General features: G+C 71.1%; 22 protein-coding genes, 1 pseudogene and 1 riboswitch. Of the genes and pseudogenes, 14 read left to right on the top strand and 9 right to left on the bottom strand.

Annotated elements, in window-relative coordinates:
* Positions 1 to 19: 19 nt before the first annotated feature.
* A complete protein-coding gene (locus tag ACGFZS_RS13155) occupies positions 20 to 607 on the bottom strand; it encodes a hypothetical protein (protein ID WP_393795151.1) in 588 nt (195 codons plus the stop codon).
* 220 nt (positions 608 to 827) lie between these two features.
* Here ACGFZS_RS13155 and ACGFZS_RS13150 point away from each other — a divergent pair, with 220 nt between their 5' ends.
* Positions 828 to 1,616 carry a DUF3050 domain-containing protein gene (locus ACGFZS_RS13150; RefSeq protein WP_393795150.1) on the top strand — a complete coding sequence of 263 codons (789 nt, stop codon included), beginning with the start codon at positions 828 to 830 and terminating at the stop codon, positions 1,614 to 1,616.
* Here the strand turns inward: ACGFZS_RS13150 and ACGFZS_RS13145 are convergent.
* Together ACGFZS_RS13145 and ACGFZS_RS13140 are read right to left on the bottom strand one after the other, a co-directional pair.
* Positions 1,597 to 2,460: a DMT family transporter gene (locus ACGFZS_RS13145; RefSeq protein WP_359215420.1), complete on the bottom strand. Its 864-nt coding sequence runs from the start codon at positions 2,458 to 2,460 to the stop codon at positions 1,597 to 1,599. The two genes, ACGFZS_RS13150 and ACGFZS_RS13145, sit on opposite strands and share 20 nt — an antisense overlap.
* Before the next feature lie 114 nt (positions 2,461 to 2,574).
* Positions 2,575 to 3,513, bottom strand: a pseudogene (locus ACGFZS_RS13140) (hydrolase); the annotation flags it as partial.
* A 277-nt stretch (positions 3,514 to 3,790) separates the two neighbouring features.
* On the opposite strand from ACGFZS_RS13140, the gene ACGFZS_RS13135 reads away from it, so the two are divergent.
* Both ACGFZS_RS13135 and ACGFZS_RS13130 read left to right on the top strand, forming a co-directional pair.
* Entirely contained in the window at positions 3,791 to 4,135 is a 345-nt protein-coding gene (locus ACGFZS_RS13135; RefSeq protein WP_393795149.1) for a hypothetical protein, read from the top strand.
* Positions 4,136 to 4,143: 8 nt separating this feature from the next.
* Positions 4,144 to 5,328: a glutathionylspermidine synthase family protein gene (locus ACGFZS_RS13130; RefSeq protein ID WP_393795148.1), complete on the top strand. Its 1,185-nt coding sequence runs from the start codon at positions 4,144 to 4,146 to the stop codon at positions 5,326 to 5,328.
* Positions 5,329 to 5,407: 79 nt separating this feature from the next.
* Here ACGFZS_RS13130 and rocD read toward each other — a convergent pair whose 3' ends face one another.
* Positions 5,408 to 6,613 carry an ornithine--oxo-acid transaminase gene (gene rocD, locus ACGFZS_RS13125; protein WP_393795147.1) on the bottom strand — a complete coding sequence of 402 codons (1,206 nt, stop codon included), beginning with the start codon at positions 6,611 to 6,613 and terminating at the stop codon, positions 5,408 to 5,410.
* Positions 6,614 to 6,716: 103 nt separating this feature from the next.
* Positions 6,717 to 6,807, top strand: a riboswitch (ZMP/ZTP riboswitch).
* Between the two features lie 32 nt (positions 6,808 to 6,839).
* Here rocD and ACGFZS_RS13120 point away from each other — a divergent pair.
* The 3 genes from ACGFZS_RS13120 to ACGFZS_RS13110 all read left to right on the top strand — a co-directional run bounded on the left by ACGFZS_RS13120 (position 6,840) and on the right by ACGFZS_RS13110 (position 10,239).
* On the top strand, positions 6,840 to 8,294 hold the full coding sequence (locus tag ACGFZS_RS13120; protein ID WP_393795146.1) for a glycine hydroxymethyltransferase: 1,455 nt from the start codon (positions 6,840 to 6,842) through the stop codon (positions 8,292 to 8,294).
* Between the two features lie 144 nt (positions 8,295 to 8,438).
* The gene (gene trpS / locus ACGFZS_RS13115) at positions 8,439 to 9,452 is read left to right on the top strand and encodes a tryptophan--tRNA ligase (protein WP_393795145.1); all 1,014 of its coding nucleotides are present in this window, start codon (positions 8,439 to 8,441) and stop codon (positions 9,450 to 9,452) included.
* 208 nt (positions 9,453 to 9,660) lie between these two features.
* Complete coding sequence (locus tag ACGFZS_RS13110; RefSeq protein WP_393795144.1) at positions 9,661 to 10,239, top strand: 2'-5' RNA ligase family protein; 579 nt, start codon at positions 9,661 to 9,663, stop codon at positions 10,237 to 10,239.
* Positions 10,240 to 10,336: 97 nt separating this feature from the next.
* Here ACGFZS_RS13110 and ACGFZS_RS13105 read toward each other — a convergent pair whose 3' ends face one another.
* Positions 10,337 to 11,092, bottom strand: coding sequence for a decaprenylphospho-beta-D-erythro-pentofuranosid-2-ulose 2-reductase (locus ACGFZS_RS13105; RefSeq protein ID WP_393795143.1), 756 nt, complete (start codon positions 11,090 to 11,092; stop codon positions 10,337 to 10,339).
* Between the two features lie 44 nt (positions 11,093 to 11,136).
* Positions 11,137 to 12,504: an FAD-binding protein gene (locus ACGFZS_RS13100; protein ID WP_393795142.1), complete on the bottom strand. Its 1,368-nt coding sequence runs from the start codon at positions 12,502 to 12,504 to the stop codon at positions 11,137 to 11,139.
* Between the two features lie 150 nt (positions 12,505 to 12,654).
* Here ACGFZS_RS13100 and ACGFZS_RS13095 point away from each other — a divergent pair, with 150 nt between their 5' ends.
* From ACGFZS_RS13095 to ACGFZS_RS13080, 4 genes are read left to right on the top strand one after another with little or no spacing between them, the layout of a single operon-like run.
* Positions 12,655 to 13,203 (top strand): phosphatase PAP2 family protein, encoded by a 549-nt coding sequence (locus tag ACGFZS_RS13095; protein ID WP_393795141.1) that lies wholly within the window; start codon positions 12,655 to 12,657, stop codon positions 13,201 to 13,203.
* The gene (locus ACGFZS_RS13090) at positions 13,200 to 14,207 is read left to right on the top strand and encodes a decaprenyl-phosphate phosphoribosyltransferase (protein WP_393795140.1); all 1,008 of its coding nucleotides are present in this window, start codon (positions 13,200 to 13,202) and stop codon (positions 14,205 to 14,207) included. The genes ACGFZS_RS13095 and ACGFZS_RS13090 overlap by 4 nt, the downstream gene beginning before the upstream one ends.
* Entirely contained in the window at positions 14,204 to 14,629 is a 426-nt protein-coding gene (locus tag ACGFZS_RS13085) for a GtrA family protein (RefSeq protein ID WP_393795139.1), read from the top strand. The genes ACGFZS_RS13090 and ACGFZS_RS13085 overlap by 4 nt, the downstream gene beginning before the upstream one ends.
* Positions 14,617 to 15,522, top strand: a complete 906-nt coding sequence (locus tag ACGFZS_RS13080; protein ID WP_393795138.1) for a YihY/virulence factor BrkB family protein — start codon at positions 14,617 to 14,619, stop codon at positions 15,520 to 15,522. The genes ACGFZS_RS13085 and ACGFZS_RS13080 overlap by 13 nt, the downstream gene beginning before the upstream one ends.
* Here the strand turns inward: ACGFZS_RS13080 and ACGFZS_RS13075 are convergent.
* Complete coding sequence (locus ACGFZS_RS13075) at positions 15,470 to 16,744, bottom strand: D-alanyl-D-alanine carboxypeptidase family protein (RefSeq protein ID WP_393795137.1); 1,275 nt, start codon at positions 16,742 to 16,744, stop codon at positions 15,470 to 15,472. The two genes, ACGFZS_RS13080 and ACGFZS_RS13075, sit on opposite strands and share 53 nt — an antisense overlap.
* Positions 16,745 to 16,835: 91 nt before the next feature.
* Between ACGFZS_RS13075 and ACGFZS_RS13070 the strand changes: the two genes are divergently transcribed.
* The 4 genes from ACGFZS_RS13070 (at position 16,836) to ACGFZS_RS13055 (ending at position 20,507) form a co-directional block, all read left to right on the top strand.
* A complete protein-coding gene (locus ACGFZS_RS13070; protein ID WP_294011328.1) occupies positions 16,836 to 17,075 on the top strand; it encodes an SCO4848 family membrane protein in 240 nt (79 codons plus the stop codon).
* Between the two features lie 16 nt (positions 17,076 to 17,091).
* Entirely contained in the window at positions 17,092 to 18,360 is a 1,269-nt protein-coding gene (locus ACGFZS_RS13065; RefSeq protein ID WP_393795136.1) for a metallophosphoesterase, read from the top strand.
* Positions 18,361 to 18,519: 159 nt separating this feature from the next.
* Positions 18,520 to 20,076 (top strand): ABC transporter substrate-binding protein, encoded by a 1,557-nt coding sequence (locus tag ACGFZS_RS13060; protein WP_393795135.1) that lies wholly within the window; start codon positions 18,520 to 18,522, stop codon positions 20,074 to 20,076.
* Positions 20,077 to 20,105: 29 nt separating this feature from the next.
* Entirely contained in the window at positions 20,106 to 20,507 is a 402-nt protein-coding gene (locus ACGFZS_RS13055; protein WP_393795134.1) for an ATP-binding protein, read from the top strand.
* Positions 20,508 to 20,570: 63 nt separating this feature from the next.
* On the opposite strand, the gene ACGFZS_RS13050 is transcribed toward ACGFZS_RS13055, so the two are convergent.
* Positions 20,571 to 22,004 (bottom strand): ATP-binding protein, encoded by a 1,434-nt coding sequence (locus ACGFZS_RS13050; RefSeq protein WP_393795133.1) that lies wholly within the window; start codon positions 22,002 to 22,004, stop codon positions 20,571 to 20,573.
* Positions 22,001 to 22,690, bottom strand: a complete 690-nt coding sequence (locus ACGFZS_RS13045; RefSeq protein WP_393795132.1) for a response regulator transcription factor — start codon at positions 22,688 to 22,690, stop codon at positions 22,001 to 22,003. The genes ACGFZS_RS13050 and ACGFZS_RS13045 overlap by 4 nt, the downstream gene beginning before the upstream one ends.
* Positions 22,691 to 22,788 lie beyond the last annotated feature (98 nt).

The following is a 22,788-nucleotide window of genomic DNA, read 5'->3' as shown; positions in this document are numbered from 1 at the left end:
CCTTGGGTCGTTCCCGGGCCTACGCAGCCCGTCGTTTGTGCCGCCCGCGCAGTGCTTGCAGCGGCGGATACAGCCATTTCTTGAAGAAACGCTGGAGTCGCGGCATGAGAATCCAGGTGACAAGCGCGGTCACACAGAGGCAGAGCAGCAGAGTGCGAATGAGCGGATTGAGGCCGCCGAGATGGGGAATTACGATGATGTTGAAGAGCAGCACCGGTGGGAAAACCGCGCTCATGTTGATGAACCACAGTTTCCATTTCGCCGGAGGGCTGGGCGGCGGAGGCGGGGGAGTCGGCCCGGCCAGCGAGTCGAACCACACCTTCGAGCCGCGTACGCTACGGCGACCGGTGGGCCGGGCGATGCCGTCCGTCCGGGTCTCCCACGCCCCGCGGTCCAGGGAGTTCTCCCAGGCCAGTGCGGAGTCCTCGGTGGCGAAGCGATACACGACATGCCATTCCGCCTCCTGGTCGACTAGGACGCCGCCGCCGAGGAACCCCGGCTGTCGGGCGCTCGCGCCCAGCATGGCCCACCCCCACGAGTGGAAGTCGCCCTCACGGCCCGGCATCACGTGATAGGCCACGGTGACGGTGACGGGATTACTGGTCACGGTGTCCTTTACGGAATGGACACACATGGCGTTCAAAGGTTCAACGAGATTTTTTGGCGCCGGGAACGTGTCCGGAACGTAACTTTTTATAGCGCTTTCTATGGTGTTGGCGCCTTCTGTCGTCCGCTACTTCGGGTAACTCTCGCGGAATTCCAGAAAGTGCTTGCCCGGGGGTCGTGAAAGTTGCACGATCGCCGTCCCGGAACAAAGGAGAGCCGTCATGTCGAGGTACGACTGGAATCTGACCCGAGAAGGCAGCGAGGCAATTGACCAGGCGCGTTCGGTGATCGAATCCGCGCGAAAAGAAGTGACCGCCCACCCGCTTTACCGGCGGATATCCGACCGGGACCGGCTGGCCACGTTCATGAGCCACCACGTCTTCGCCGTCTGGGACTTCATGTCCCTGCTCAAGTCGCTCCAGCGCGAGCTGACCTGCGTCGACGTGCCCTGGGTGCCGCACGGCTCCGCCGTCGCCCGCCGGCTCATCAACGACATCGTGCTGGTCGAGGAGAGCGACGCCCTGAACGGCGGCTTCACCAGCCACTTCGAGCTCTACCGCGCGGCCATGGCCGAGGCGTCGGCCGACGCCGTCCCCGTCGACACCTTCCTCGCGCTGGTCGCCGAGGGCCACGACGTCCCCGCCGCCCTCCGGGTGGCCCAGGTGCCCGCCCCCGCCGCCGAGTTCGTGCGCACCACCTTCGAGATCATCGCCGACCGCCCGCTGCACTGCCGGGCCGCCGCCTTCGCCTTCTCCCGCGAGGACCTGATCCCGGACATGTTCGACCAGGTCGTCAAGGAGGAAGGAACCGAGAGCTTCCCGCTCTTCCGCGACTACCTGGCCCGCCATATCGAGGTCGACGGCGAGGAGCACACCCCCATGGCCCTGCAGATGGTCGCCGACCTGTGCGGCACCGACGAACAGCGCTGGAGCGAGGCCGTGGAGACCGTCCTGGTCGCCCTGGAGGCCCGGTCCCGGCTCTGGGACGGGATCACCGACGCGATGGGCTGACCGGCTCCGCCGCCCCGGCGCCGGCGTCCTCGGCACCCGGCGCCTCCCCGAACCGGGCCAGCGCCAGCGCCCCCGCCACGGCCACCGTGAAGCCGAGCACCGCCAGCCAGGTGAGCCCCTCCCGGGTGCGGTCGCCGAGCCAGACGACCCCCACCGCGGCCGGGCCGATCGTCTCGCCGATGACCATCCCGGCCGTCGCCGTGGTCACCGAACCGCGCTGCAGCGCCGAGGTCAGCAGCATGAAGGCGCCGCCACCGCCGATCAGCAGGGCGTAGGCCGCGGGATTGGCCAGCAGCTCGGCCGGCCGCAGGGTGTCGATCAGCCGCACCGACACCTCCACCACCCCGAACCCGAACCCCGACCCGAGGCCGAGCAGCAGCGCCCGCCACCGCCCGGACAGCCGCCCGCCGGCGAGCCCGAGCAGCAGCACGCCCACGGCGGCGCCGAGCATCGCCCACTTCAACGTCATGGACCCCGCCCGGTCCCCCTCCGGCCCCGAGGCCAGTGCCAGCATCGCGAGCCCCGCGCACACCACACCCACCGCGGCCCACTCCGCCCCGGTCAGCCGCACCCGCAGCAGCCGCGCCGCGACCACCGCCGTCACCGCGAGGCTCGACGCGAGCGCCGCGCTCACCGCGTAGATCGGGATCGATCTGAGGGCCAGCACCTGGAACACGAAGCCGAGCCCGTCGAGCCCCAGCCCGACGACGTACCGCCACTGCCGCACGGCCCGCAGCAGCAGCGCGGCCTCCCCGCCCGCGCCGTCGCCGGCCGCCCGCGCGGCCATCGCCTGCAGGACCGTCGCCGTACCGAAGCAGATCGCCGCCGCGAGGGCGCACACCATTCCGAAGAGCACAAAAGGACTGTAGGGGAGGGGAGTAAACGGAGATCGGAGCGAAAGCAAGAGCGGGCCCGGAGCCGAACCCCGGACCCGCTCGTCACCTTCCCCGGCGGGTCAGCTGGCGCCGGCCAGCCAGGCGGTGGCGTTGAGGGCGAGGGCGGCGTTGGTGGCGCCGGAGTCGTTCCAGCCGTCGTACAGCGTGTTGCCGGACTGGCCGGTGCCGTCGTCGATCGGGGAGCTGTCGCCCCAGAAGGCGACGCGCCCGCTGCCGTAGGTGGACGTGGCGAAGAAGGCGCCGGTGTTGCCGGAATAACCGCTGCGGTACACCAGGCCCTTGACGGCCGAGTTGTCGGCGGGCTTGAGGGTGGCGGTGGTCCCGTTGGCGATCAGGCTCTTGGTGACGGTGCCGAAGGAGCCGTGCAGGACGGCGTTGCCGCTGTCGCTGATGGCCTTCGGGTAGCCGGAGCTGATGTTCAGCGAGTCGATGGAGAGGCCGAACGGGTCGTCGCTGTCCACGCTGTTGTTGGTCATCAGGTCGTTGAGGATCTCGACCGCGTCGTAGCCGTCGTTGTTGCGGTCGGCCCCGGTGTGGTCGGAGATCATGAACAGACCGCCGCCGGCCTTCACGAAGTTCATGATCGCCGTCTTCTCGGCGGTCGTGAACTTGGTGTTGGGCTCGGGCAGCACCAGCGCGTCGAACTTGGACAGGTCGGTCGTCGACGAACCGCCGTACGTCAGCGCGCTGGTGGCCGTCTTCAGGCTGTAGTCGCCGGTCTGCTGCAGGGCCACGCCCCACGACGACAGCGCGCCGGTCCAGTCCGTCTCGTCGGACGGGGAGGAGTCCTGGGAGAGCGGGTCGGGCTTGCTGGTCGAGATGATCCAGTCCGCGTTGCCCGCCTCCTCGGCGTGGCCGTCGTCGAACAGGACCCGGTAGGTGGAGGCCGCGTGGGCGGGGGTGGCGGCGCTGGTGGCCTGGACGGCGGCACCGGCCGCGAGCAGGCCGAACACCGCGGCGGCCGTGGTGAGTCTGCTGCGCGAGGCAACGAAGCGGGGCATCTGTCATTCCTCCATCGGTGGGGGGTGCGAGAGGGATGGCGGTGCGGGTACGGCGTCGGTGGTACGCGTCCACGGGGTGGTCTTCGCGCGTAGAGTGGAAGTTGATCGTTCACCCAGGGACAGCTGGACGGTACCCGCGAGGCCCGGAACGCCGACAGGATCTCCCGCCACTTCACATGATTTTCTTACCTGTACATGACAACCCAGGGGTGGCTTGATCCGCTCGTCTAAGCTGTCGCCGAACAGCTGGCCGACGATCACACGGGGGAACACGAAGATGGCGGACGCACGCCGGCAACTGCGCTCGGGCACGGTCGTCCTCGGCGGGATGGGCCTGCTGGCCGCCGCCCTGACCGCCTGCTCCTCCGACCCCGACAAGCGCTGCGTCGACCGCGACAGCTACACCGCCGCCAAGGGCTACCAGGTCGTCTCCGACAAGAACTGCGGCTCCACCAAGTCCGCCGTCAACGCCGGCTACTACTACGGCGGCAAGAAGAAGAGCGGCTGGGTCAGCGGTGGCTCCTTCACCAAGCCCCGCAGCGGGTCCGGCGGTTCGTCCGGCGGCGGTCACAGCGTCCACCGCGGCGGCTTCGGCAGCGGCCACGGCAGCTCCGGCGGCTGACCGCCGCCATGGAGCGCCGCACCACCGAACCCCGCCCCGACTGGCAGCGGACCGTCGAGGAACAGGGCCTGATCTACCCGCTCACCCGCCACCCCGACGGCGTCCTGCGCCCCTACTGGGACGAGAGCGCCTACTACGTCTTCACCCTGCCGGAAGTGGAGGCGCTGGAGGAGGTCGTCGAGGAACTGCACGCGATGTGCCTGACCGCGGCCGATCACATCGTGGCGAAGAACCGTTTCACCGACCTCGGCATCACCGACCCGCGCGTCGTGGCCGCCGTCACCGAGGCCTGGCACCGCCGCACCGAACTCCCCTCCCTCTACGGCCGCTTCGACCTCCGTCACGACGGCACGGGCCCCGCGAAACTCCTGGAGTACAACGCCGACACCCCCACCTCCCTGGTGGAGGCGGCCTCGGCCCAGTGGTTCTGGATGGAGGACCGCTTCCCCGGCGCCGACCAGTGGAACAGCCTCCACGAACGCCTGGTCGCCACCTGGCGGAGACAGTCCCACCTCCTCCCGCCCGGCGCCCCCCTCCACTTCGCCCACTCCGCCGCCGACGAACTCGGCGAGGACCTGATGACGGTCGCCTACCTCAAGGAGACCGCCGAACAGGCCGGCCTCGACACCGACTGGATCTCCATGGAGGAGATCGGCTGGGACACCCTCTCCGGCCGCTTCGTCGACAACCGGCTCCGGTTCATCCGCGCCTGCTTCAAGCTCTACCCGTGGGAATGGCTCACGACCGACACCTTCGCGGACCACGCCCTCGCCACCCTGGACAACGGCGGCGGCACCGGCACGACGATGTGGATCGAACCGGCCTGGAAGATGCTCCTCAGCAACAAGGCCCTCCTCGCGATCCTCTGGGAGCTGTACCCAGGACACCCGAACCTGCTCCCGGCATACCTGGACGGGCCCAGGGAACTGGCCACCACGACGGGTTACGTCAGCAAGCCCCTGCTGGGCCGGGAGGGCGCCGGCATCCTCGTACACGAACCCGGCCACCCTCCCGTCATACGCGAAGAGCCCTGCTGCTACCAGCAGTTGGCCCCCCTACCCGACTTCGACGGCAACCGCGTCGTCCTGGGCGCGTGGGTGGTGGGCGAGGAGGCCGCAGGCCTGGGAATCCGCGAGTCACAGGGCCTGGTGACGGACGACTACGCCCGCTTCCTGCCCCACGTGATCCTTTAGCGCCCCGTCAGGGGCGCGGGGAACTGCGCGACCAGCCACGACGGACCGGCACTCGCGATCAAACCTCAGCGGCACCCCATTAGGCGCTCAGCACCCCCCACAACTGCTCAACCCCCCACTCCAGATCCTCCTCCTCGATGGTCAACGGCGGAGCCACCCGCACCGTCGCCCCATGGGTGTCCTTCACCAGCACCCCCCGCTCCAGCAGTCGCTCCGACACCACCCGCCCCGACCCCACCCCCGGATCGACGTCCACCCCCGCCCACAGCCCCCGCCCCCGCACGGCCGTCACCCGTCCGCTCCCCGCGATCTCCGCGAGCCGCCGGTGCAGCAGATCCCCCAGCTCGGCCGCCCGTTCCTGGAACTCCCCGGTCCGCAGCATCGCGATCACCTCCAGGCCCACCGCACAGGCCAGCGGATTCCCGCCGAACGTGGACCCGTGCTCACCGGGCCGGAACACCCCGAGCACCTCGGCGCTCGACACCACCGCCGACACCGGCAGCACCCCGCCCCCCAGCGCCTTCCCGAGCACGTACATGTCCGGTACGACCCCCTCGTGCTCGCACGCGAACGTCCGCCCGGTCCGCCCCAGCCCCGACTGGATCTCGTCGGCGATGAACAGCACGTCCCGCTCCCGGGCCAGCTCCCGCACCGCCCGCAGATATCCGGCCGGCGGCACGATCACCCCCGACTCGCCCTGGATCGGTTCGAGCAGCACCGCGACCGTGTTGTCGGTCAGCGCGGCCCGCATCGCCGTGAGGTCGCCGTACGGCACGATCTCGAAGCCGGGCGTGTACGGACCGAAGTCCGCCCGGGCCTCCGGATCGGTCGAGAAGCTGATCACGGTCGTCGTACGGCCGTGGAAGTTCCCGCTCGCCACCACCACCTTCGCCATCTCCGCGAGCACCCCCTTGACCCGGTACCCCCACTTCCGGGCGGTCTTCACGGCGGTCTCGACCGCCTCCACCCCCGTGTTCATCGGCAGCACCATCTCCATCCCGCACAGCTCGGCCAGCTCCGTGCAGAACGCGGCGAACCGGTCGTGGTGGAAGGCCCGGGACGTCAGCGTCACCCGTTCCAGCTGCGCCTTCGCCGCCGCCACCAGGCGCGGGTGGCCGTGCCCGAAGTTCAGCGCCGAGTAGCCGGCCAGGAAGTCCAGGTACCGGCGGCCCTCGACGTCCGTCATCCAGGCGCCGTCGGCGGTCGCGATCACCACCGGCAGCGGGTGGTAGTTGTGCGCGCTGTGCGCGTCGGCGGCGGCGATGAGGGCTTCCGTAGTGGTCACGGCGACTCCAGTGAACGCGGCGAGATGATCCCTTTAATACCGTCTGTCCGTGCCCGACTGGTGGACGCCACGGCCCCCGGGCCCGGCGTGCCCGGTAATGTGATCGGCGGGCCGTGACTGGCGCGCTGGGATGGGACCGACCATCGGGGAGCGGCCCGCGTCGTGATCGAGTGCCGTGCGCCTGGGCCGAACCGTGAATGCCGAACGCCATGTCCGGAGGTCCCGAATGTCCGACCAGCCCGCACCCCTGTCCACCGAGTCCACCGCGTACCGCGCCGCCCTCGACGTGATCCGCGCGGTCGAGCCGCGGGTCGCCGACGCCATCGGCCAGGAGGTCGCCGACCAGCGCGAGATGCTCAAGCTGATCGCCTCCGAGAACTACGCCTCCCCGGCGACCCTGCTCGCGATGGGCAACTGGTTCAGCGACAAGTACGCCGAGGGCACCATCGGCCGCCGCTTCTACGCCGGCTGCCGCAACGTCGACACCGTCGAGGGCCTCGCCGCCGAGCACGCCCGCGAGCTGTTCGGCGCGCAGCACGCCTACGTCCAGCCGCACTCCGGCATCGACGCCAACCTGGTCGCCTTCTGGGCCGTCCTCGCCGACCGCGTCGAGGTCCCCTTCCTGGCGAAGACCGGCGCCCGCCAGATCAACGACCTCTCCGAGGCCGACTGGGCCGAGCTGCGCCAGGCCTTCGGCAACCAGCGGATGCTCGGCATGTCCCTGGACGCGGGCGGCCACCTCACCCACGGCTTCCGCCCCAACATCTCCGGCAAGATGTTCGACCAGCGGTCGTACGGCACCGACCCGGCCACCGGGCTCATCGACTACGACGCGCTGCGCGTCCAGGCCCGTGACTTCAAGCCGCTGATCCTCGTCGCCGGCTACTCCGCGTACCCCCGGCTGGTGAACTTCCGGATCATGCGCGAGATCGCCGACGAGGTCGGCGCCACGCTGATGGTCGACATGGCGCACTTCGCCGGTCTGGTCGCCGGCAAGGTCCTGACCGGTGACTTCGACCCGGTCCCGCACGCCCAGATCGTGACCACGACCACCCACAAGTCGCTGCGCGGCCCGCGCGGCGGCATGGTCCTGTGCGACGACTCCCTCAAGGACCAGGTCGACCGCGGCTGCCCGATGGTCCTCGGCGGCCCGCTCCCGCACGTCATGGCCGCCAAGGCCGTCGCCCTGGCCGAGGCCCGGCAGCCCGCCTTCCAGGACTACGCCCAGCGCATCGTCGACAACTCGCGCGCGCTGGCCGAGGGCCTGATGCGCCGGGGCGCCACCCTCGTCACCGGCGGCACCGACAACCACCTCAACCTCATCGACGTCGAGACCTCCTACGGCCTCACCGGCCGCCAGGCCGAGACCGCCCTCCTCGACTCCGGCATCGTCACCAACCGCAACGCGATCCCCGCCGACCCGAACGGCGCCTGGTACACCTCCGGCATCCGCATCGGCACCCCGGCGCTCACCACCCGCGGCCTGGGCACGGCGGAGATGGACGAGGTCGCGGGCCTCATCGACCGCGTCCTCACCGCCACCGAGCCGGGCACGACGAAGTCCGGCGCCCCCTCCAAGGCCTCCCACATCCTCGACGAGAAGGTCTCCACGGAGATCGCCCAGCGCGCGACCGACCTGGTCGCGGGCTTCCCGCTGTACCCGGAGATCGACCTCGGCTGATCGACGCCCTCAGGGGCAGCGCCCCTGAAAGGGGCGCGGGGAACTGCGCGAACGGCCCCCACCGGCCCGCAGTCCCCCGCGCTCCGAAACCACCCCCCACCCGACGGGCCATTCCCACCCTCACCCTCTGAGAGAATGGTGAACATGGCCTCTGATCGACCCCGCGTGCTCTCCGGCATCCAGCCCACCGCCGGCTCGTTCCACCTGGGCAACTACCTCGGCGCCGTCCGCCAGTGGGTAGCCCTCCAGGAGTCCCACGACGCCTTCTACATGGTCGTCGACCTGCACGCGATCACGATCCCGCAGGACCCCGCCGACCTGCGCGCCAACACCCGGCTCGCCGCGGCCCAGCTGCTCGCCGCCGGCCTGGACCCGGACCGCTGCACCCTCTTCGTGCAGAGCCACGTCCCCGAGCACGCCCAGCTCGCCTGGGTCATGAACTGCCTCACCGGCTTCGGCGAGGCCAGCCGGATGACCCAGTTCAAGGACAAGTCGGCCAAGCAGGGCGCGGACCGCGCCTCCGTCGGCCTGTTCACGTACCCGATCCTCCAGGTCGCCGACATCCTGCTCTACCAGGCCCACGAGGTCCCCGTCGGCGAGGACCAGCGCCAGCACATCGAGCTCACCCGTGACCTCGCCGAGCGCTTCAACGGCCGGTTCGGCGCCACCTTCACCATCCCCAAGCCGTACATCCTCAAGGAGACGGCGAAGATCTACGACCTCCAGGACCCGTCGATCAAGATGAGCAAGTCGGCGTCCACGCCGAAGGGCCTCATCAACCTCCTCGACGACCCGAAGGCCACGGCGAAGAAGGTCAAGAGCGCCGTCACCGACACCGACACGGTGATCCGCTACGACGCCGAGCACAAGCCGGGCGTCAGCAACCTCCTCACCATCTACTCCACGCTCACCGGCAGGTCGATCGCCGAGCTGGAGCAGGAGTACGAGGGCAAGATGTACGGCGCGCTCAAGACGGACCTCGCCGACGTCATGGTCGAGTTCGTGACCCCGTTCCGGGAGCGCACCCAGCAGTACCTGGACGACCCGGAGACGCTGGACTCGATCCTGGCCAAGGGCGCGGAGAAGGCCCGTGCGGTGGCGGCGGAGACCCTCGCCCAGGCCTATGACCGGGTGGGCTTCCTGCCCGCCAAGCACTGAGCGGACCGCCGCGGGCGCCGACGGCGCCGGGCGGAGCGCCGGGGGCGCCCGGGGCGCTCCGGGGAGCGCACGGGAGCGCTGCACATCACTTCGGCCACGGCTGCCCGGAAGGCGGCCGTGGCCGTACAGTCGATAGCCGGACGGCGGGGTACGAACCCGACACCCGTCCGGCCATCACGACCGGCCATCACGACCGACGGGAGATGACGTGGGGACCGTAACGATCGGCGTGTCGATCGCGGTCCCGGAGCCTCACGGCAGCCTGCTCCAGGAGCGGCGCGCGGGCTTCGGCGACGCCGCGGCCCACGGCATCCCCACCCACGTCACGCTGCTGCCGCCCACGGAGATCGCCGACGGGTCGCTGGCCGCCGTCGAGGCCCACCTGAGCGAGGTCGCCGCGGTCGGCAGGCCGTTCCCGATGCGGCTGTCCGGCACGGGTACGTTCCGGCCGCTGTCCCCGGTGGTCTACGTCCGGGTCGTCCAGGGCGCGGACGGCTGCGCCTGGCTCCAGCAGCGGATCCGGGACGCGTCGGGGCCGCTCGACCGGGAGCTGCAGTTCCCGTACCACCCGCATGTGACCGTCGCGCACGGGATCGACGAGGCGGCGATGGACCGGGCGTTCGCCGAGCTCGCGGACTTCGAGGCCGAGTGGCCGTGTACGGGGTTCGCGCTGTACGAGCAGGGGGCGGACGGGGTGTGGCGGAAGCTGCGGGACTACGCCTTCGGGAGCTCTGTCGTGCCGCCTCAGGTGGGGCATGCGGAGCGGGGGAGCATCGCCAGTCGGTAGCGTGCGGGCCGGTGGGGGCTGGTCGCGCCCACGCGGCGGTAGCCGCATATCGAATACAGCCCCGAGCCCCTGAAAGCGCCCCTGAAAGCAGGACGTCCTAGATCGGCATCCTGCGGAACAACCCCCGCGGCACGTGCCGCAGCGCCGACATCACCACCCGCAGCGTGCCCGGCACCCACACCACCTCCGAGCGTCGGCGCAGGCCCAGCTCGATCGCCGTCGCCACCGCCTCCGGGGTCGTCGCGAGCGGAGCTTCCTCCAGGCCCTGTGTCATCTTCGACCGCACGAACCCCGGCCGTACGACCATCACGTGCACGCCCGTCCCGTGCAGCGCGTCGCCGAGGCCCTGGGCGAAGGCGTCGAGGCCGGCCTTGCTGGAGCCGTAGATGAAGTTGGAGCGCCTCGCCCGCTCCCCGGCCACCGAGGACAGCACCACCAGCGAGCCGTGGCCCTGCGCCTGCAGGGCACGTGCGGCGACCAGGCCCGCCGAGACCGCGCCGGTGTAGTTGGTCTGCGCGACGCGCACCGCGTTCACGGGTTCGCGTTCGTCCGTCGCCTGGTTGCCGAGGACGCCGAAGGCGAGCAGGACCATGTCGATGTCGCCGTTGGCGAAGACCTTGCCGAGGGCCGTCTCGTGGGACTCGGGGTCGAGGGCGTCGAAGGCGACGGTGTGGACGTCGGGGCCGAGGGCGCGCAGCCGCTCGGCGGTCCGGTCGAGCGCGGGGGAGGGGCGGCCGGCCAGCCAGACCGTGCGGGTGCGGCGGGCGATCAGCCGGCGCGTGGTGGCCAGCGCGATCTCGGACGTACCGCCGAGGACGAGCAGCGACTGGGGCAATCCGAAGGCGTCCTTCACGGCGACTCCTGAGGGCTGGGGGAGGACTGGGGGAGGACCGGGGGCTAGAGACCGAGACGGCGGGAGAGGTCGGAGACGAAGATGCCCCGGGGGTCCGACTCCGCGCGCAGGGCGCGGAATTCGGCGAGCCGCGGGTACATCGCGGCGAGCAGCTCGGGGCGCAGCCGGGAGTCCTTGGCGAGGTAGACGCGGCCGCCGGCGGCCGCGACCTCCTCGTCCAGTTCGTCGAGGAAGCCGGCGAGGCCGGGCAGCGCGGCCGGGATGTCCAGGGCGAGGGTCCAGCCGGGCACGGGGAAGGAGAGCCAGCCGGGGTCGGCGTCGCCGAAGCGTTTGAGGACGGCCAGGAAGGACGGGCAGCGGCGCTCGGCGATCCGGGCCACGATCCGGCGCAGGGCGTCCTCCTGGCCGTATCCGACGACGAACTGGTACTGGACGAAGCCGGACCGGCCGTAGACGCGGTTCCAGTGCGGGACGCCGTCCAGGGGGTGGAAGAACGTGGCGGCGTGCTGGAGCTGGCCGGTGCGGGCGCGGGGTGCCTTGCGGTACCAGAGTTCGTTGAAGAGGCCGACGGTGGTGCGGCCCAGGAGGCCCTCGGGGACGAACGCGGGGGCGGCCGGAAGCTGTCGGGGGCGGAAGGCGAGTGGTGCACGCCCGGCGCGCGTGTGCTTGCCGAGCGCCTCCCGGGGCGCGTGGTCGCCCCGGGTGAGCACCGCGCGCCCGGTGGACGCCCCGCGGGCGAGCAGGTCGATCCAGGCGACCGAGTAGCGGTAGCGGTGGTCGGTGGCGGTGAGACGGGCCATCAGGTCGTCGAGGTCGGCGGCCCGTTCGGTGTCGACGGACAGGTACGACGTCTCGACGGGGAGGAGGCGGACGGTCGCCGTGAGGATCACTCCGGTCAGACCCATGCCGCCGGCCGTCGCGTCGAACAGCGGGGTGCCGCGGCTCACCGTACGGACCTGGCCGTCGGCGGTGAGGAGTTCGAAGGACAGCACGTGACGGGAGAACGATCCCGAGACATGGTGGTTCTTGCCGTGGATGTCGGCGCCGATCGCGCCGCCCACCGTCACCTGGCGGGTCCCCGGGGTCACCGGGACGAACCAGCCGAGCGGCAGCAGCACCTCCATGAGGCGGTGCAGCGAGACGCCCGCGTCGCAGAGCACGGTGCCGCCGTCGGCGTCGATGGCGTGGACGCGGTCCAGGCCCGTCATGTCGAGCACGACACCGCCGGCGTTCTGCGCCGCGTCCCCGTACGCCCGCCCCAGGCCCCGCGCGATCCCGCCGCGCGCCCCGCAGGTGCGGATCGCGTCCGCCGCCTCCTGGTAGGTCCGGGGGCGGATCAGGCGGGCGGCGGTGGGGGCGGTGCGGCCCCAGCCGGTGACGGGGACGGTGGGCCCTCCGGGCGTTCCAGGCATGGGAGCGACCGTATCGCTGCCGTATGGGTGTGATGAGTGCTATGGGTGATTGGTTACGGAAGATCACCTGACTCCCCGAAACGGGTGATTATCGGAATGTCGCTCAATATGGTCGTAGCTTTGGCGGGGTGAGGGTGAACAGTGAGTCCAATGGACGACATGGACCACCGGATCCTCTCCGCACTGCACGCCTGCGGTGCCGATCCACGCGTCGCGTCGGCCGCGCGCGGTCTCTCCCTCGCGGGTGAGCACGGCGCGCTCTGGCTCGCGGCGGGCCTCGCCGGGGCCGCCGTGGACGGCGCGCGGCGCGGCGCCTGGCTGCGCGGCACGGCGCTGGTCGCGGGCGCGCACCTCGCCAGCATGGGCGTCAAGCGGATCGTGCGCCGTGCGCGCCCCGCGCATGTCCGGCCCCGGGTGCGTACCGCCGGCCGGCACTCCTTCCCCAGCTCGCACGCCACCTCCGCCACGGCCGCCGCCGTCGCCTTCGGGGCCCTCGGCATGCCCGCCCTCGCCCCCGTCGCGACCGCGATGTGCCTCTCCCGGCTCGTCGTCGGCGTGCACTACCCGACGGACGTGGCGGCGGGCGTGGCCCTGGGGATGCTCACGGCCCGTGCCGGGGCGCGATGGATGCGCGCCGGAGTGGCGGGTGCCTCGCGCGCCGCGCTGCCGGGTGTCCCGTACGTGGGGAGGTGGGTGTGACCGAGACCGCGCACGCGGGTGCGGAAGCCAGGGCCGACGGGTCTGCTGAAACGAATCTGCACGGGCAGCGCAGCCGCCCGGGCCGCCCGCCGCACGGACCGGTCCGCGTACCGGTCACCCCCGCCGGTCTCGTCAAGGGCCTGCTGCGGACCACCCGCCCCAAGCAGTGGGTCAAGAACACCCTCGTCATCGCCGCCCCGGCCGCCGCCGGCCAGCTCTTCTCCGTGCACGCCCTGGTCCGCCTCACCCTCACCTTCGTCCTCTTCACGGCCTGCGCCGCCGCCGTCTACCTGATCAATGACGCCCGGGACGCCGAGGCCGACCGCGCCCACCCCGTCAAATGCCGCCGCCCGGTCGCCGCCGGCCAGGTCCCGGTCCCCGTCGCCTACACCGCCGGAGCCGTCCTGGCCGTCCTCGGCCCGCTGCTCGCCGCCCGGCTGATCCCGCCCCTCGTCCCGGCCCTCCTGATCGCCTACCTGGCCATGCAACTGGCCTACTGCGTCACGCTGAAGCACGTCCTCGTCGTCGACCTCGTCGTCGTCACCACCGGCTTCGTGATGCGGGCGGTGATCGGCGGGGTCGCCCTCGGCATCCCGCTGTCCCGCTGGTTCCTGATCACCACCGGCTTCGGCGCGCTCTTCATGGTCGCGGCCAAGCGCTACTCCGAGGCCGTGCAGATGGCCGGGACAGCCGGTGCCACCCGCGCGCTGCTCACCGAGTACACCACCGGCTACCTGCGCTTCGTCTGGCAGCTCGCCGCCGGTGTCGCCGTCCTCGCCTACTGCCTGTGGGCCCTGGAGGGCCACCGCACCCCCGCCGCGGGCCTGCTGCCCTGGCGCCAGCTCTCCATGGTCGCGTTCATCCTGGCCGTCCTGCGCTACGCCGTCTTCGCCGACCGGGGCACCGCCGGCGAACCCGAGGACGTCGTGCTGCGCGACCGCGCCCTCGCCCTGATCGGACTGGCCTGGCTCGCGATGTACGGCCTCGCGGTGGCCCACTGGTGAGCACCGACCGGCGTGAGCTGGCCGGCTTCGCCGCCGTCGGCCTGCTCGCCTACGCCGTCGACCTCGCCCTTTTCAGCTGCCTGCGCGGCCCGGCCGCCCTCGGCCCGCTCACCGCCAAGTCGCTGTCCTTCGTGGCCGGCTGCACGGTCGCCTACCTCGGCAACGCGCGCACCACCTACCGCCACACCCGCGCGACCGGGGTGCGCCCCTACGCCGTCTTCGTCGCCGTGAACCTCGCCGGCGCCCTCGTCCAGCTGCTCTGCCTCGCCGTCAGCCACTACGGACTCGGCCTCACCTCGCAGCGTGCCGACACCGTCTCCGGCGCGGTCGTCGGCATGGCGCTCGCCACAGTTCTGCGCTTCTGGGGCACCCGTACATTGGTGTTCCGCGCGGAGGGCAGAGTCGGGTCATGGACTGGCTGAGAAAACTCCCCGTCGTAGGCCCGCTCGTCGGCCGGCTGACGGTCACGCACGTGTGGCGGTCATACGAGCGGCTCGACGAGGTGAAGTGGTCACGGCTGGCCGCCGCCATGACCTTCATCAGCTTCGTCTCGCTCTTCCCGCTGCTCACGGTGGGCGCCGCGATCGCCGCCGCCACGCTGAGCACGTCGCAGCAGGAGGACCTGCAGAACAAGATCGCCGACCAGGTCCCCGGCATCTCCGACCAGCTGGACATCAACTCCCTGGTCCAGAACGCCGGCACCGTCGGTCTCATCGCCGGCACCGTCCTGCTGTTCACCGGCATCAACTGGGTCGGCCAGATGCGGGACTGCCTGCGCACGGTGTGGGAACTGCCCGACCGGGACCAGAACCCGATCCTCGCCAAGGTCAAGGACACCGTCATCCTGGTCGGCTTCGGCGGCGCGGTGCTGGTCACCCTCGCCGTCTCCACGATCGCCTCGGCGGCGGTCGGCTGGGCGGCCGGACAGCTCGGCATCCACCAGCACAGCTGGGGCAGCCTGCTGCTCCGCGTCGCCGCCTTCGTCGTCGCCGTGACCGCCGACTTCCTGCTCCTGCTCTACGTCCTCACCCTGCTGCCCGGAGTCGAACCGCCGCGCCGCCGGCTGCTGGTCGCGGCCCTGATCGGCGCGGTCGGCTTCGAACTCCTCAAGCTGCTGCTCAGCGGCTACATCCAGGGCATCGCCGGGAAGAGCATGTACGGCGCGTTCGGCGTCCCGGTGGCCCTGCTGCTGTGGATCAACTTCACCGCGAAACTCGTCCTGTTCTGCGCGGCCTGGACGGCGACGGAGAGCACCGGCCAGTTCAGGGACGAGTCCGACGGCGCACCAGATCCGGCAGCGGCCACCGGCGGTTGACCAGGAACGCGGCGCCCACCAGCAGCACCAGCGCCCCGCCCGTGATCGCCAGCGCGACCCCGACCCCGCCGGAGCCGTCGGCCGAGGCGGCGGCCACCGGCCGCGAGCTCGCGCCGCCGTCCTTGCCCACCGGGGTCGCCGACGGCGTCACCCTCGGCTGGGCGCTGGAGCCCACGGCCCCCTTGGGCGGGACCAGTTCACCCACCGGGGTCACCTTGCCCAGCGCCTGGAACCCCCAGTCGAACAGCTTGGCGGTCTCCTTGTAGACCTCGTTGTGCTCCTTCTTCTCCGGGTTCATCACGGTGACCAGCAGCACCTTGCCGCCGCGCTCGGCGACCCCGGTGAAGGTGGCACCCGCGTTGGTGGTGTTGCCGTTCTTCACCCCCGCGATGCCCGGGTAGACCGACACGTCGGTGTCCCCGCTCAGCAGCCGGTTGGTGTTCTGGATCTCGAAGGAGCCCCGCACCGACTTGCCCTTGGCGTTCTTCGTCGTGTCGCCCGGGAACGAGGCCCGCACCGTCGAGCAGTACTCCCGGAAGTCCTTCTTCTGCAGCCCGGACCGCGCGAACAGCGACAGGTCGTACGCCGACGACACCTGCCCGGCCGCGTCGTACCCGTCCGGACTCACCACATGCGTGTCCAGCGCCTGCAGCTCGTCGGCGTGGTCCTGCATGTCCTTGACGGTCTGCTCGACCCCGCCGTTCATCGCGGACAGCACGTGCACGGCGTCGTTGCCCGAGCGGAGGAAGACCCCGAGCCACAGATCGCGGACCGTATACGTCTGGCCTTCCTTTATCCCGACCAGGCTGGAACCGGCGCCCATGCCCGCCAGGTCCGCCGGCACCACCTTGTGCGGGGTCGACTTCGGGAACCGGGGCAGCACGGTGTCCGCGAACAGCATCTTCAGGGTGCTCGCCGGGGGCAGCCGCCAGTGCGCGTTGTGCGCGGCGAGCACCTGGCCGGACTCGGGGTCGGAGACGATCCAGGACCGCGCGGTGATGTCCTTCGGCAGCACCGGCGCCCCGGTACCCAGGTCGACCTGGGTACCGGGCTGCCCCAGCCGGGTGCCGCCGACCGTCGACATGGTCGCGGGCGGCGTGGCCGACGGACTCGTCGAGGGCGACGGCGCGGCGAGCGCGGCCGGAGCGGTGAGCGACAGGGACAACAGGGCGGCGGAGGCGACCAGCAGGGACCGGCCGGCGTGGGGCTTCGGAGCGGACACGGACGAGAACGTACCTGGCACGGACCGCGAAGTCCCACCACCGACCCCACCCCGGGGACGGAACCGGACAGCGGACGGCGATACTGAACCCATGAAGCTCAGCCGTCCGGTCTCCTGGTTCCTGCTCGCGTTCGGGGTGTGGAGCTGGTTCATCTGGATCACTTTCGTCAAGAATCTCGTCAAGGACGGCAGCGGACTCGCCTTCGACGACGGCCATCCCACGGCGTACTTCTGGATCCACCTGACGCTGGCCGTCGTTTCCTTCGTATTGGGGACGGTCATCGGGGTCATCGGGTTGCGCGGAGTTCGCGCACTGCGCCGTACGTCATAGAAAGAGGCACGTCAGGGTGATCATCGTCCTCGGGCTCCTCGCCCTGACCGTGGTGACGGGCCTGTACTGGTACCTGTGGCGCCGCCTGGTCCGCGACACGACGACAGGCCCCGGCCGGACCCGCCGCTTGGGCACCGTCCTCTTCGTCGTCGGCCCGATCCTGATGTTCGCAGCCCTCTTCGCAGAGGTCGGCCACGCCCCCTTCCTCCTCCAGCGCACCCTCGCCTGGCCGGGCTTCCTGTGGATGGCCCTCTCCCTGTACCTGCTGCTGGCGGTGGTGGCGGGGGAGGCGCTACGACCGCTGGTCACTCGTCTCTCGAAACGCTTCGCTCTCCAGCGCCCCGCACCGGAGCGCCCCGCCAGGGGCGCGGGGAACTGCGCGACCAGCCACGACGGCGCGCAACTGTCACTACAGACCGAAGCACCCCCAAAAGAACTCACCCGCGCGCAGAACCCCGCCCCCTCCCGCCGCCTCTTCGTCTCCCGAGTGGTAGGCGGCGCAGCCGCCACCGCCGCCACGGCCACCGTCGGCCTGGGAACCTACGGCGTCCTCCGCGGACCCCGCGTGAAACGCGTCACCGTCCCCCTCGCCAAACTCCCCAGGGCCGCCCACGGTTACCGGATCGCCGTCGTCAGCGACATCCACCTCGGCCCCATCCTCGGAAAGGGCTTCGCGCAGCACGTCGTCGACACCATCAACGCCACCCGGCCCGACCTGATCGCGGTCGTCGGCGACCTCGTCGACGGCAGCGTGAAGAACCTCGGCCCGGCCGCCGCCCCCCTCGCCCAGCTGTCGGCACGGCACGGCGCGTACTTCGTCACCGGCAACCACGAGTACTTCTCCGGCGCCGCCCAGTGGGTCGAGGAGGTGCGCCGTCTGGGCCTGCACCCGCTGGAGAACGCCCGCGCCGAACTCGCCCACTTCGACCTCGCCGGGGTCAACGACCTGGCCGGGGAGAGCACCGGCCAGGGCCCCGACTTCGAGCGGGCGCTGGCCGACCGCGACCCGGCCCGCGCCTGCGTGCTCCTCGCCCACCAGCCCGTCCAGATCCACGAGGCCGTCCGCCACCACGTCGACCTCCAGCTCTCCGGTCACACCCACGGCGGCCAGCTCTGGCCCGGCAACCTCATCGCGGCCGCGGCCAACCCGACGGTCGCGGGACTGGACCGCTACGGCGACACCCAGCTGTACGTCTCCCGGGGCGCGGGCGCCTGGGGCCCGCCCACGCGGGTCGGGGCACCCTCGGACATCACCGTCATCGAGCTCGCGTCGAAGCAGGCCTGACCACCGGGCGCCTGTGGAAAGCCTGTGAAATCCGGTCGAAACAAGCCCTCGGTAAGTTCTTCCACATCTCGCCAGATCACTCTTCCCCCACATCAAACACCTGTGGTTAGGTGAGCCGCGTCACTTAGGGGAGTGGCACTTGTGGGGAGGGCACCAACCATGCGATCTGTTCGCATGCGGATTCTCGTGACGCTTCTCGTTCTGGCGATCGTGGGGATCGGCGGCTGGCAGCTGCTGCCGTCGCAGGAGAACAAGAACAAGACGATCACCGTCGGTACGACCGACGCCGTCACCTCGCTCGATCCGGCAGGCGCCTACGACGCCGGCTCCTGGGCGCTGTTCAACAACGTCTTCCAGTCGCTGCTCGCCTTCGAGCCCGACGGGGTGCAGCCGGTCCCGGACGCGGCCGAGAGCTGCAAGTTCACGGACTCCGGCCTGCAGACGTACCGCTGCGAGCTGCGCGAGGGGATCACCTTCCCGAGCGGCCGGGAGATGACCGCGGAGGACGTCAAGTACTCCTTCGACCGGGTCAAGAAGATCAACTCAGATGTCGGCCCGGCGTCGCTGTTCTCGACGCTCTCCTCGGTGACCGCCGCCGGCCGGACCGTCACCTTCCACCTGTCCTCGCCGGACGCGACGTTCCCGTTCAAGGTGGCCACCGGCGCCGGTTCGATCGTCGACAAGGACAAGTACCCGGCGAACGGCCTGCGCACCGACAACGGGGTGGACGGCACCGGCCCGTACACCCTGACGTCGTACACGAGGAACAAGCAGGCGACCCTGCGGCCCAACGGGCACTACAAGGGCGAGCTCAGCGGTACCGGCCGCCCCATCAAGCTGGACTACTTCACCGACTCGGCCAAGCTGGCGGCCGCGTACAAGGCCAAGGACATCGACGTCGCCACCCGGACGCTGCCGCCGGCCATGCTGGCCAAGCTCAATCCCAGCGACCCCACCCAGCGCGTCACCGAGTCCGACAGCTCCGAGACCCGCAACCTGTACCTCAACACCCGCAAGAACTCCCCCCTGCACGACCCCCTCGTCCGCCGGGCGCTGGCCTGGCTGGTCAACCGCGAGCAGCTGGCCCACACCGTGTACGACGGGACGGTCGAGCCGCTGTACTCGCTGATCCCGACCGGTCTCACCGGCCACACCACGTCCTTCTTCGACGAGTACCCGACGCAGAGCGTCGCCAAGGCGAGGGCGCTGCTGGAGCAGGCCGGCGTCAGCACGCCGGTCGAGTTCTCCTTCGGCTACGGCATCGGCCACGGCTCCGGTGCCGAGGAGGCCGCCGCGCTGAAGAAGCAGCTGGAGGCGGGCGGCCTGTTCAAGGTCGACGTCAAGGGGTACGAGTGGACCGACTTCCAGAAGTCCTGGGCCGAGGGCAAGATGGACGCCTGGGCCGTCGGCTGGGTCGCCGACTACCCCGACCCGGACACCTTCGGCGCCTCCCTGGTCGGCACCGACTCCGTGATGAGCACCGGCTACAGCAACAAGGCCGTCGACCACCTCATCCAGAACAGCCGGCAGTACGCCGACCGCAGCCGCGTCGACCAGGACTTCAGCACCATCCAGACGGACGTGGCCGACGACGTGCCGCTGATCCCGCTCTGGCAGCGCACGGACTACGTCCTCAGCAGTGAGGACATCGGCGGCAGCCAGTACCTCAACGACAGCACGGGCGTGTTCCGCCTGTGGAGTCTGAACTGGATCTGACGCCCCCGGCGGTGGTCCTCGGAGCAGACGTGCTGAGACGCAACTCCTTCCGGCTCCCCCGGCACCCGGCCTCCGTCGGCCTGGCCCGGCACCGGGTCCGGGACCATCTGGCCGCCTGGGGCCACGGCCCCGACGCCCCGGCGGTCGAGGACGCCGTACTCCTGGTGTCGGAGCTGGCCACCAACGTCGTACGCCACGGCCCGCTCCTGGAGCGCGAGTTCGAGGTGGCGGTGACGGCGCTGGCGGACGGGTCGTGCCTGATAGAGGTCTCGGACGAGGGCCGCGTCGAGCCCCGCCTGAGGCTCGTCCGAGAGGACGACGAGACGGGCCGGGGCCTGCACCTGGTGGAGACGATCGCGGCCGCCTGGGGAGTATGGAGCAGGGGATCTCACGGCAAGACAGTCTGGGTTCTGGTCCTGGCCGACCCGTAGTGGAGCGCCCCGTCAGGGGCGCGGGGAACTGCGCGACAAGCCCCCACCGGCCCGCAGCGGCATTCAGACCGATCGCAACGTAACCGTCACAGCCAACCCCTCCCCGGGCGCCGTCCGCACCCCCACCTCACCCCCGTGCGCCTCCACCACCCCCTGCACGATCGCCATCCCCAGGCCGCTCCCCTCCGCACTCCCCACCCGGAAGAACCGGTCGAAGATCCGCGCCGCGTCCTCCTCCGCCAGCCCCGGCCCCTCGTCGGCCACACAGACCCGCACCACCCCGTCCGACCGCTCCACCCCGAGGGTCACCCCCGCCTCGGCCGGGGTATGCGTCCGCACGTTGGCCAGCAGGTTCCCCAGCACCTGCCGCAGCCCGGACTCGTCGGCCCGCACCAGCACCGCACCCTCGGCCGCCACGACCACCGGCCGCCCCGGCTGCTGCGCCCGCAGATCCTCCGCCGCGTCCCGCACCAGCCGGCTCACGTCCACGTTCTGGAACCGGATCTCGGGCCGCTGGTCGAGCCGCGCCAGCAGCAGCAGCTCGTCCACCAGCCGCCCCATCCGGTCCACCTCCCCGTGCATCCGGTCCCAGGCCCGCCGCCGCTCCCCGGGCTCGCGCAGCATCCCCTTCTCGTACAGCTGGAGATAGCCGCGGATGGCGGCGAGCGGCGTGCGCAGCTCGTGCGAGGCGTCGGCGACGAACCGGCGCAGCTGGGCCGCGCTGCGCTCGCGCGTCCGGTACGCCGTCTCCACCTGGTGCAGCATGGAGTTGAGGGCCAGCCGCAGCTGCTCGACCTCCTGGGTCGGATGCTGGCTGGAGGGCACCCGCCGGGTGAGGTCGCCCTCGGCTATCGCCGACGACGTCTCGACCATGTCCTCCAGCGGCAGCAGCCGGCGCCGCACGCTGTACATGGTCAGGCAGCACAGCAGCGCGAGCAGCAGGGTGCCCACGGCGAAGTCGAGCTTGAGCGCCTTGGCTATGCCCTTGTGGAGCAGCTCGGTCGAGGTGGCCAGCAGGATGTAGGGGCCGTCGGCGAGCCGGGTGGCGGTCACCCGGTAGGACGCGCCGTGCACCTCGACGTCGTGCGGGTCGGGCCCGGCGGCGAGGGCGCGCGGGTCGTGCACGGCGTGGGCGAGGGCCCGCTGGGCCTGCGTCGGCCTTATGTCGAAGACGGTGACCGGGTCGCCCTTGGCGTCGATGACGGCGAAGATCGAGTCCGGGGCCGGATCGGACTCGGCGGGGGTGATCCGTTCGCGGATCACGCCGAGCGCGCTCAGCGAGTCGACCTGCCGTAGCGTCAGGCCCGAACTCCCCAGCGAGGTCCGCATCTTGACCAGCTCGGAGTCCACCTGGTCGAGCAGGTACAGCCGCATGCCCATGATGCTCGCGGTGGTCGCCACGATGATGCCGATGGCGAGGAGACCGACGTTGGCCAGGGTCAGCCCGCCGCGCAGCGAGTGGATCCCGTGCCGCTGCCGGCGCTTGGCGAGGCTCATGTCAGCCCGTATCCGACGCCCCGCCGGGTGGTGATCACCGGTGCCCCCAGGGTGTCCAGCTTGCGCCGCAGATAGCTGATGTAGGTCTCCACGACGGTCGACTCGGACGGCGCGTGCTCGTACTGCCAGACATGCCTGAGCAGCTGCTCCTTCGGCACGATCCGGCCGCCGTTGCGCACCAGGAAGCGCAGCAGCGCGTACTCGGTCGGGGTCAGCTCGACCGTGCGGCCCGCGCGGTGCACGCAGTACGTCGTCTCGTCCAGCTCCAGGTCGCCGTAGCACAGCGGCGGCCGCTGCTGGATGACGTCGGCCGGGCGGGTGCGGCGCAGCACCGCGCCGATCCGGGCGACGACCTCGTCGATGTTGAAGGGCTTGGTGATGTAGTCGTCGCCGTAGCCGAGCGCCCCGACTATCTCGGCGGGCGCGTCCCGCGCGGTGAGGAACACCAGCGCCAGGTCCGGCTGCCGGGCGCGCAGTTCACGGGCGAGGGCGCGGCCGTCGCCGTCCGGCAGCATCACGTCGAGCAGGGCCGCGTCCGGCCGGGTGCGCTCGGCCAGCGCGAGGGCGTCCCGGACCGTGCCGGCCGTCATCACCTCGAACCGGTGGTAGCGCAGGGCGATGGCGAGGACGTCCGCGATGCTCGGCTCGTCCTCCACGATCAGCACGGTGCTGCCTGGAGCCGTCATGCCCCCAGTATCGGCGCCGCCACCGACAGCCGGGGGCGCGCAGCTTTGGAGTTCCTTGAGAGTCATGCGCGCCCCGTGTCCCGGCACGCGGCCCGCTG

Origin of the sequence: Streptomyces sp. NPDC048288 (assembly GCF_043201555.1) — a bacterium.
Classification (GTDB): Bacteria; Actinomycetota; Actinomycetes; order Streptomycetales; family Streptomycetaceae; genus Streptomyces.
The sequence above is the reverse complement of the archived record's forward strand: the minus strand, read 5'-3'. Positions and strand labels throughout refer to the sequence as shown.

What these genes read in the sequence shown, in the direction of transcription:
- ACGFZS_RS13145 (WP_359215420.1), bottom strand. Translation starts at nt 2,460, where the DNA reads ATGGTGTGCGCCCTCGCGGCGGCGATCTGCTTCGGTACGGCGACGGTC.
- ACGFZS_RS13095 (WP_393795141.1), top strand. Translation starts at nt 12,655, where the DNA reads ATGGACGACATGGACCACCGGATCCTCTCCGCACTGCACGCCTGCGGT.
- ACGFZS_RS13045 (WP_393795132.1), bottom strand. Translation starts at nt 22,690, where the DNA reads ATGACGGCTCCAGGCAGCACCGTGCTGATCGTGGAGGACGAGCCGAGC.
- trpS (WP_393795145.1), top strand. Translation starts at nt 8,439, where the DNA reads ATGGCCTCTGATCGACCCCGCGTGCTCTCCGGCATCCAGCCCACCGCC.
- ACGFZS_RS13060 (WP_393795135.1), top strand. Translation starts at nt 18,520, where the DNA reads ATGCGATCTGTTCGCATGCGGATTCTCGTGACGCTTCTCGTTCTGGCG.
- ACGFZS_RS13070 (WP_294011328.1), top strand. Translation starts at nt 16,836, where the DNA reads ATGAAGCTCAGCCGTCCGGTCTCCTGGTTCCTGCTCGCGTTCGGGGTG.
- ACGFZS_RS13080 (WP_393795138.1), top strand. Translation starts at nt 14,617, where the DNA reads ATGGACTGGCTGAGAAAACTCCCCGTCGTAGGCCCGCTCGTCGGCCGG.
- ACGFZS_RS13120 (WP_393795146.1), top strand. Translation starts at nt 6,840, where the DNA reads ATGTCCGACCAGCCCGCACCCCTGTCCACCGAGTCCACCGCGTACCGC.
- ACGFZS_RS13150 (WP_393795150.1), top strand. Translation starts at nt 828, where the DNA reads ATGTCGAGGTACGACTGGAATCTGACCCGAGAAGGCAGCGAGGCAATT.
- ACGFZS_RS13135 (WP_393795149.1), top strand. Translation starts at nt 3,791, where the DNA reads ATGGCGGACGCACGCCGGCAACTGCGCTCGGGCACGGTCGTCCTCGGC.
- ACGFZS_RS13050 (WP_393795133.1), bottom strand. Translation starts at nt 22,004, where the DNA reads ATGAGCCTCGCCAAGCGCCGGCAGCGGCACGGGATCCACTCGCTGCGC.
- ACGFZS_RS13100 (WP_393795142.1), bottom strand. Translation starts at nt 12,504, where the DNA reads ATGCCTGGAACGCCCGGAGGGCCCACCGTCCCCGTCACCGGCTGGGGC.
- ACGFZS_RS13130 (WP_393795148.1), top strand. Translation starts at nt 4,144, where the DNA reads ATGGAGCGCCGCACCACCGAACCCCGCCCCGACTGGCAGCGGACCGTC.